Here is a 7173-nt window from a genome sequence, read left to right on the forward strand (position 1 = left end):
CCGGAAGCTAAGCCTTTCAGCGCCGATGGTACTGCATGGGGGACCGTGTGGGAGAGTAGGACGCCGCCGAACTAAATGTGAAAGTAAGCCCTGATGGGGAGCATCGCTCTCTGTCAGGGCTTACTTGCGTTTACGGGGTGTTTGTGGGCGGGTTTTCATCTCTCTCGTCCCCGCCCCAGGGGCGCTTTCGCGCCCCCAGGTAGCGAGTGTGTGCCGGGTCGGTCAGGCGGAGTGCGTCGCGCGGATGAGTTCCACGTCCAGCGACTCGCGGCGAATTCGCTGGTCCAGATAAATCAAGGCCGACACGCCGGCCATAAAAGGCAGCGCGACCGTGGAACTGATGACGGCGCCGACGCCACTAATGATCAAGGAAGACCAGGTGGTGGAAGCGGCGGAATCCAAACCGCCATTAGTGGCCACGTGAATGACGCCGACCGGAACCTGCACGACCATGGCCATCGCGAATATGATCAACAGGCCGACGATCTGAACCCCGAGGATCCGCCACCAGGCGTCCCGAACCAGCTTCGCGCTCCGGCGCAGGGACTCGATGACACCCTGCTTTTCCAGCATCAATGCCGGCACCGCGAGGCAGTAACGGATCCAGAGCCACACCATGGCGACCAGCCCGGCCAGCGAGCCCAGCAGGGCCAGCGCCACGCCGGCCGGTTCCGCTCCGGTCGAGAAGAGCAGCAGGCCGGGGGCCATGCCGACGGCGAAGACACCGAACAGCATCAGCGGGATCAGGCACAGTAGGCCCGCCATGCGGGCCAGTTGGGGACGGGCGGCGTGCCAGGCCTCGGCCGCGCTGACGGACCGTCCGAGAACGGCCCGGCTGACCACGACCGTCAACATCGCCGAGGCGAGGATCGAGCCGACGAGACCGGCGACCATGCTGACGCTCATGGCTCCCAGACTGTCCGTCATGGCGTCGAACGCCTGTCGCGGACTGGCCTTCTCCCGCAGGTCGTCCAGGGCCTCGCCGTCCGTCAGCCACAGGCCGTCGACGACCGTGATCAGGGCCTGGGTGGTGAGGGCGATGCCGAAGGAGACCGGCAGCATCGTCCGCCAGTACCTGCCCAGGGTCGAGAACGCGCCCTGGACGATCTCGCCGAGGCCGAGAGGCCGCAGCGGGACGACGCCGGGCCGAGGGGCGCTCGGCGGAGGCGTCCAGCGCTGGTGACCCCAGCCGGGGCCGTTCTGCCATCCCGGGGGCGGTGGGGGCGGGGGACCGGGAGGTCCGGGCGGAAGGGATCCGGGCGAGTTCCGGCCCGGAAAGTCGTTCATGTCTGTCGCTCCTTCTGGGCCCGCTTGCCGGTGCGGCGGCCGAGCCGTAACCCGGACATCGTGTCACGGGGGCGTCGGGCGGCCCCGGGGCCGTTGAAGGCGGTGCCGGGGGCTGTGGCGGGCCCCGACCGAGCCGCCGAGGGGCGTGCGTCGGCCCGTTCGGGAGCCCGGTCGGCGCCCCCTGGTCTCATAAGGGGGAGAGAACCGAGAGGACCTTCAATAGTCGCCCCGGGACGGGGCAGACTGGGTAAATGGCCGATCAGTACGCGCGACCTTCGGATGCCGCTGCTTTTTCCGCCGCCTCGCCCCTCCGCTGGGAGGAACCACCGGAAGGGCCCGTGATCGTCCTCCTGGACCAGCGGCGACTGCCCGCCGAGGAAGTGGAGCTGGTCTGTACGGACGTACCGGCCCTCGTCGACGCAATGCACACCCTCGCCGTCCGTGGAGCTCCGTTGCTCGGGGTGGCCGGGGCGTACGGAGTGGCGCTCGCCGCGGTCCGGGGGTTCGACGTGGAGGAGGCCGCCGAGATGCTGGCCCGGGCCCGTCCCACCGCGGTGAACCTCTCGTACGGCGTCGCACGGGTGCGTGACGCCTACCGGGAGGCCGTACGGAAGAACGGCGGGCGCGCCGCCGCCTCGGCGGCGCTCGCCGAGGCGCGGGCGGTGCACCGGGAGGACGCGGAGGCCAGCACCCGGATGGCCGAGCACGGGGTGGCCCTGCTCGAGGAACTGCTGCCGGGTGGCGGCTACCGCATCCTTACGCACTGCAACACCGGTGCCCTCGTCTCCGGCGGCCAGGGCACCGCGTTCGCCGTCGCGGGAGCCCTGCACGGCGCCGGGCGGCTGCGGCGGCTCTGGGTGGACGAGACGCGTCCGCTCCTCCAGGGCGCCCGGCTGACGGCGTACGAGGCGGCGCGGGCCGGGATGGCGTACACGGTGCTGACCGACAACGCCGCCGGTTCGCTGTTCGCGGCCGGGGAAGTGGACGTCGTCCTCGTGGGCGCGGACCGGATCGCGGCGGACGGTTCGGTGGCCAACAAGGTGGGCAGCTATCCGCTCGCTGTGCTGGCCCGGTATCACCACGTCCCGTTCGTGGTCGTGGCGCCGAGCACGACGGTGGATCTCGGTACGGAAGGCGGCGCTGACATCGAGGTGGAGCAGCGGCCCGGGCACGAGGTCACCGAGATCCCCGTTCCGCCCCAGGCGGCGGGGGTGGGAGCGGGTGCCGGAGTGCCCGTGGCGCCGCTGGGAGCGCAGGCGTACAACCCTGCGTTCGATATCACACCGCCCGAGTTGATGACCGCGATTGTCACGGAAAACGGGGTTGTTTCCCCCGTGACGAAGGGCGGTCTGGCGGAGCTGTGTGACAGGTCACGATCGGGTAATGGGATGATGTCGATATGAAGGGACGCGTCCTTGTCGTCGACGACGACACCGCACTGGCCGAGATGCTCGGAATTGTGCTTCGTGGTGAGGGTTTCGAGCCGTCGTTCGTGGCCGACGGTGACAAGGCACTCGCCGCTTTTCGCGAGGCCAAACCCGATCTTGTTTTGCTTGATCTGATGCTGCCCGGCCGGGACGGTATCGAGGTGTGCCGGCTGATCCGTGCCGAATCCGGTGTGCCGATCGTGATGCTGACGGCGAAGAGCGACACCGTCGACGTGGTGGTCGGTCTGGAGTCCGGGGCGGACGACTACATCGTCAAGCCGTTCAAGCCGAAGGAACTGGTGGCCCGGATCAGGGCCCGGCTGCGGAGATCGGAGGAGCCGGCGCCCGAGCAGCTGACCATCGGCGACCTCGTCATCGACGTGGCGGGTCACTCCGTGAAGCGGGACGGTCAGGCGATCGCCCTGACGCCGCTGGAGTTCGACCTGCTGGTGGCGCTGGCGCGGAAGCCGTGGCAGGTGTTCACCCGTGAGGTGCTGCTGGAGCAGGTGTGGGGGTACCGGCACGCGGCCGACACCCGGCTGGTCAACGTGCACGTGCAGCGGTTGCGCTCGAAGGTCGAGAAGGACCCCGAGCGCCCGGAGATCGTGGTGACGGTGCGTGGCGTCGGCTACAAGGCCGGGCCGAGCTGACATGACGGACGGCGGTGCCGCTCCGGAGCGGGGCGCGGGGCGGCCCGCCGAGGTGGCGGGCGGGGTCTCTCTCTTCCGGCGGCTGTGGCGCGCCGGCCGGCTGCTCCCCGACGGGGCGGCGACCGCGCCCGTCCATCCGGTGCTGCGCCTCTACGCGCGCTGGGTGCGCCGGCCGCTGCTGCCGGTGATGCGGTTGTGGCTGCGGAATATCCAGCTGCGGGTGGTGGCCACCACCTTGTTGATGTCCCTGGGCGTGGTGCTGCTGCTGGGCATCGTGGTGATCGGGCAGGTGCGCAACGGCCTGCTGGAGGCCAAGCGGAACGCGGCGCAGAGCCAGGCCGAGGGCGGGTTCAAGGCGGCCAGGGACTCCGCCGACGCCGGGGCGACGGGTGCCGACGGGCGTAACCAGGACGCGTCGCCGGCGGGCGGCAGGACGCCGGACCCGGGTGCCTGGCTCACCGGGCTCGTCCAGCAGCTCGCCAGTGGCGGGCAGGGCGTCTACTACGTCGTGGCGCTGAGCGACGGCGGTTCCGACGGGGCGCATGTGGGAACGCGGGGGCCGCGGGCTTCCGGGGACATCGATCCCGAGCGGAGCGTGCCGCAGGAGTTGCGCAAGCGGCTGGAGAAGCAGGGGGCCTTCGAGGAGCCCACGTCGATCCGGCGCAGCGGGTCGGACGAGGGGGAGCCCGCGCTCGTCGTCGGCAAGCGTCTCTACGACATCAGCGGTAGGCCGTATCAGCTGTACTACCTCTTCCCGTTCACGCAGGAGGAGAAGTCGCTGAGCCTGGTGAAGGGGACGCTGGCGACGGCCGGGGTGTTCCTGGTGGTGCTGCTGGGGGCCATCGCGTGGCTGGTGGTGCGGCAGATCGTCACCCCCGTGCGGATGGCGGCCAGCATCTCGGAGCGGCTCGCGGCCGGGGTGCTCCAGGAGCGGATGAAGGTCACGGGCGAGGACGACATCGCGCGGCTGGGCGAGTCGTTCAACAAGATGGCGCAGAACCTCCAGGTGAAGATCCAGCAGCTGGAGGAGTTGTCGCGGATGCAGCGGCGGTTCGTCTCCGACGTCTCCCACGAGCTGCGGACGCCGCTGACGACCGTGCGGATGGCGGCCGAGGTGATCCACGAGGCCCGGGACACCTTCGATCCGGTGACGGCGCGCTCGGCGGAGCTGCTGTTCGGGCAGCTGGACCGGTTCGAGTCGCTGCTCGCGGACCTGCTGGAGATCAGCCGGTTCGACGCGGGGGCGGCCGCTCTGGAGGCCGAGCCGATCGACCTCCGGGACGTCGTCCACCGCGTCATCGAGGGCGCGCTGCCGCTCGCCGAGCGGAAGGGCACCCGGTTGCTGGTCGAGGGCGGCGAACGGCCCGTCGTCGCCGAGGCCGACGCCCGGCGCGTCGAGCGCGTCCTGCGGAACCTCGTCGTCAACGCCGTGGAGCACGGCGAGGGACGGGACGTGGTGGTGCGGCTGGCGATGGCCGGCGGGGCGGTCGCCGTCGCCGTCCGGGACTACGGCGTGGGGCTCAAGCCGGGCGAGGCCACGCGAGTGTTCAACCGTTTCTGGCGGGCCGATCCGGCGCGGGCCCGGACGACCGGGGGGACGGGCCTGGGGCTGTCCATCGCGGTCGAGGACGCGCGGTTGCACGGCGGCTGGCTGCAGGCGTGGGGAGAGCCGGGCGGCGGCTCGCAGTTCCGGCTGACGCTGCCCTGTACGGCGGGTGAGCCGCTGCGCGGTTCGCCGATTCCGCTGGAGCCGGCGGACTCGCGGCGCAACCGCGGGCTCAACGAGGCCGGGGTGCCCCTGGCCGCGGCCGGGCGCGGGGCGCCCGTGCCGTCGCAGACGCGGCAGACGCCGACCGTGGACCCGACGGCGCTGCCGGGCAGCGGGGCCCGGGTCGTGGCCCGGCCGGGCGGGTCGACGGCGGACGGTTCGATGGGCGGCGTTCAGGAACGGAGGCGGCCGTGAGCGGGCGGAACGAGCGGTGGCGCGCGGGGCTGCCGGCGGTGGCGGCCGTGGCCGGGCTGCTGCTGGCCGGCTGCGCGTCGATGCCGGACAGCGGCGAGGTGCACGCCGTGGACTCCTCGCAGCGCGCGGACGCGGACTCGCAGGTGCGGGTGTACGGAGTGCCACCGCGCAAGGGCGAGCAGCCGGCGGAGCTGGTGAAGGGTTTCCTGGAGGCGACGACCAGCGACGATCCGGATTACGCGACGGCGCGGATGTATCTGGCGAAGTCCATCAAGCGGGAGTGGGACCCGGCGGCGTCGACGACGGTGCTCGCGGAGATGCCGCAGGTCCGGCTCGTCCAGGAGAGCCGGGACCGGGAGGCCGGTACGGGACCGTCGCGGCGGGTCTCGCTGACCGGCAAGCAGGTGGCGCGGGTGGACGACAAGCACGCGTACAAGCCCGCCGCGCGGGCGTACGAGCAGTCGGTGCACCTGACGTACGAGGACGGGGAGTGGCGCATCGACGCGCTGCCGCCCGGTCTGGTGGTCGGGGTTCCGGACTTCCAGCGCATCTACCGGTCGGTCAACAAGTACTACTTCGCCGAGCTGGGTCCGGGTGAGGGCGGCAAGGGGCGGGACGTGCTCGTCGCCGATCCCGTCTACCTGCGGAAGCGCATAGACACGGTGACGTCCGCGGTGAAGGCCCTGCTCGACGGGCCGACGACGTGGCTGGATCCGGTGGCGGCGACGGCGTTCCCGCCGGGGACGCGGCTGACGGACGAGCGGCTGTCGATGGACGACTCCAACAATCTCAAGGTGCGGCTCGACGGCAAGGCGGCCGGGGTCGGGGAAGCGCAGTGCCGGCGGATGGCGGCGCAGCTCTTCTACACGGCGCAGGAGTCGGCGCGCGTGGAGAGCGTCACGCTGCAGAGCGGTGACGAGACGCTGTGCTCGCTGAAGCGGGAGCGGGCCCGGGACTTCGGCCCCGACCGGACGGCCGGGCGGCCGGAGCCGCGGCAGTACTTCCTCGACGCTCGGCGGCGGGTGGTCGGACTGGCGGACACCGACGACGAGGCGCGCCGGGTGGCCGGGCCGTTCGGTGCGGACGGGCCGCGGCTGGGGTCGGTGGCGGTGGACCGGGACGAGCGGCTGGCCGCCGTGGTGAGCGCCAACGGTCAGTCGCTGTTCGTCGCGGGCCTGGAGTACGGGACGCAGCCGGGCGAGGCGCGGCTGACGTCGCACGGCGGCGCCAAGGCGGGCCTCACCACGCCCAGCTGGGACGGTCTCGACGACCTGTGGGTGGCCGACCAGGACCCCGAGCACCCGCGGTTGCTGCGGCTGCGCGGGGGGAAGGGCGCGCCGGAGGAGGTGCCGGTGGCGGGCCTGGACGGCGGCCGGATCACCGGCGTCCGGATAGCGGCGGACGGGGTGCGGATCGCCTTGGTGGTGACCAAGGGGGATCGTTCCGGGCTGTGGCTGGGACAGGTGCGGCGGCAGGATGACGCCGGGCGGCCGGGGCTGTCGGTGCGTGAACTGCGGTCGGTGGCGCCGAACTTCGTGCACGTCGACGCCGTGTCCTGGGCCGGCGGGAGCCGGCTGCTGGTCGCCGGGAACGAGCAGGGCGGCTTGCAGCAGGTGGAGTTCATCGAGACGGACGGTTCGCTGTCCGGCGCCTCGGCGCTGCCGGGCATCACCGGCGTCGGCGGGGTGGCGGCCCCGGAGGGGCAGGGCCGGGCGGCGGCGCTGCTCGCGGAGCGGGACGGGGACATCGTGCGGCTGCTGCCGGACACCAACTGGAAGCCGGTGGCGAAGGACGGCGCGGCTCCTGTGTATCCGGGGTAGGGGGGTGCTGCTGCTCTCGTCTGGGC

At 72.0% G+C, this 7173-nt stretch carries 5 protein-coding genes and 1 rRNA gene; 5 read left to right on the plus strand and 1 reads right to left on the minus strand.

The features are described from left to right. Positions 1-72, plus strand: a 5S ribosomal RNA gene (gene rrf / locus ACSNOK_RS28740); the annotation flags it as partial. A 150-nt stretch (positions 73-222) separates the two neighbouring features. On the opposite strand, the gene ACSNOK_RS28745 is transcribed toward rrf, so the two are convergent. Continuing rightward, positions 223-1287 (minus strand): glycerophosphoryl diester phosphodiesterase membrane domain-containing protein, encoded by a 1065-nt coding sequence (locus tag ACSNOK_RS28745; RefSeq protein ID WP_436783715.1) that lies wholly within the window; start codon positions 1285-1287, stop codon positions 223-225. Between the two features lie 251 nt (positions 1288-1538). On the opposite strand from ACSNOK_RS28745, the gene mtnA reads away from it, so the two are divergent. The 4 genes from mtnA to ACSNOK_RS28765 are packed head-to-tail and all read left to right on the plus strand — an operon-like array spanning position 1539 to position 7147. Next, complete coding sequence (mtnA, locus tag ACSNOK_RS28750; RefSeq protein ID WP_436783716.1) at positions 1539-2690, plus strand: S-methyl-5-thioribose-1-phosphate isomerase; 1152 nt, start codon at positions 1539-1541, stop codon at positions 2688-2690. Then, positions 2687-3364, plus strand: a complete 678-nt coding sequence (gene mtrA, locus ACSNOK_RS28755) for a two-component system response regulator MtrA (protein ID WP_004946863.1) — start codon at positions 2687-2689, stop codon at positions 3362-3364. The genes mtnA and mtrA overlap by 4 nt, the downstream gene beginning before the upstream one ends. 1 nt (position 3365) lies before the next feature. Then, positions 3366-5327, plus strand: coding sequence for an MtrAB system histidine kinase MtrB (gene mtrB, locus ACSNOK_RS28760; RefSeq protein ID WP_436783717.1), 1962 nt, complete (start codon positions 3366-3368; stop codon positions 5325-5327). Next, positions 5324-7147 carry an LpqB family beta-propeller domain-containing protein gene (locus tag ACSNOK_RS28765; protein WP_436783718.1) on the plus strand — a complete coding sequence of 608 codons (1824 nt, stop codon included), beginning with the start codon at positions 5324-5326 and terminating at the stop codon, positions 7145-7147. The genes mtrB and ACSNOK_RS28765 overlap by 4 nt, the downstream gene beginning before the upstream one ends. Positions 7148-7173 lie beyond the last annotated feature (26 nt).

This window comes from Streptomyces sp. URMC 126, from assembly GCF_051386555.1.
GTDB lineage: Bacteria > Actinomycetota > Actinomycetes > Streptomycetales > Streptomycetaceae > Streptomyces.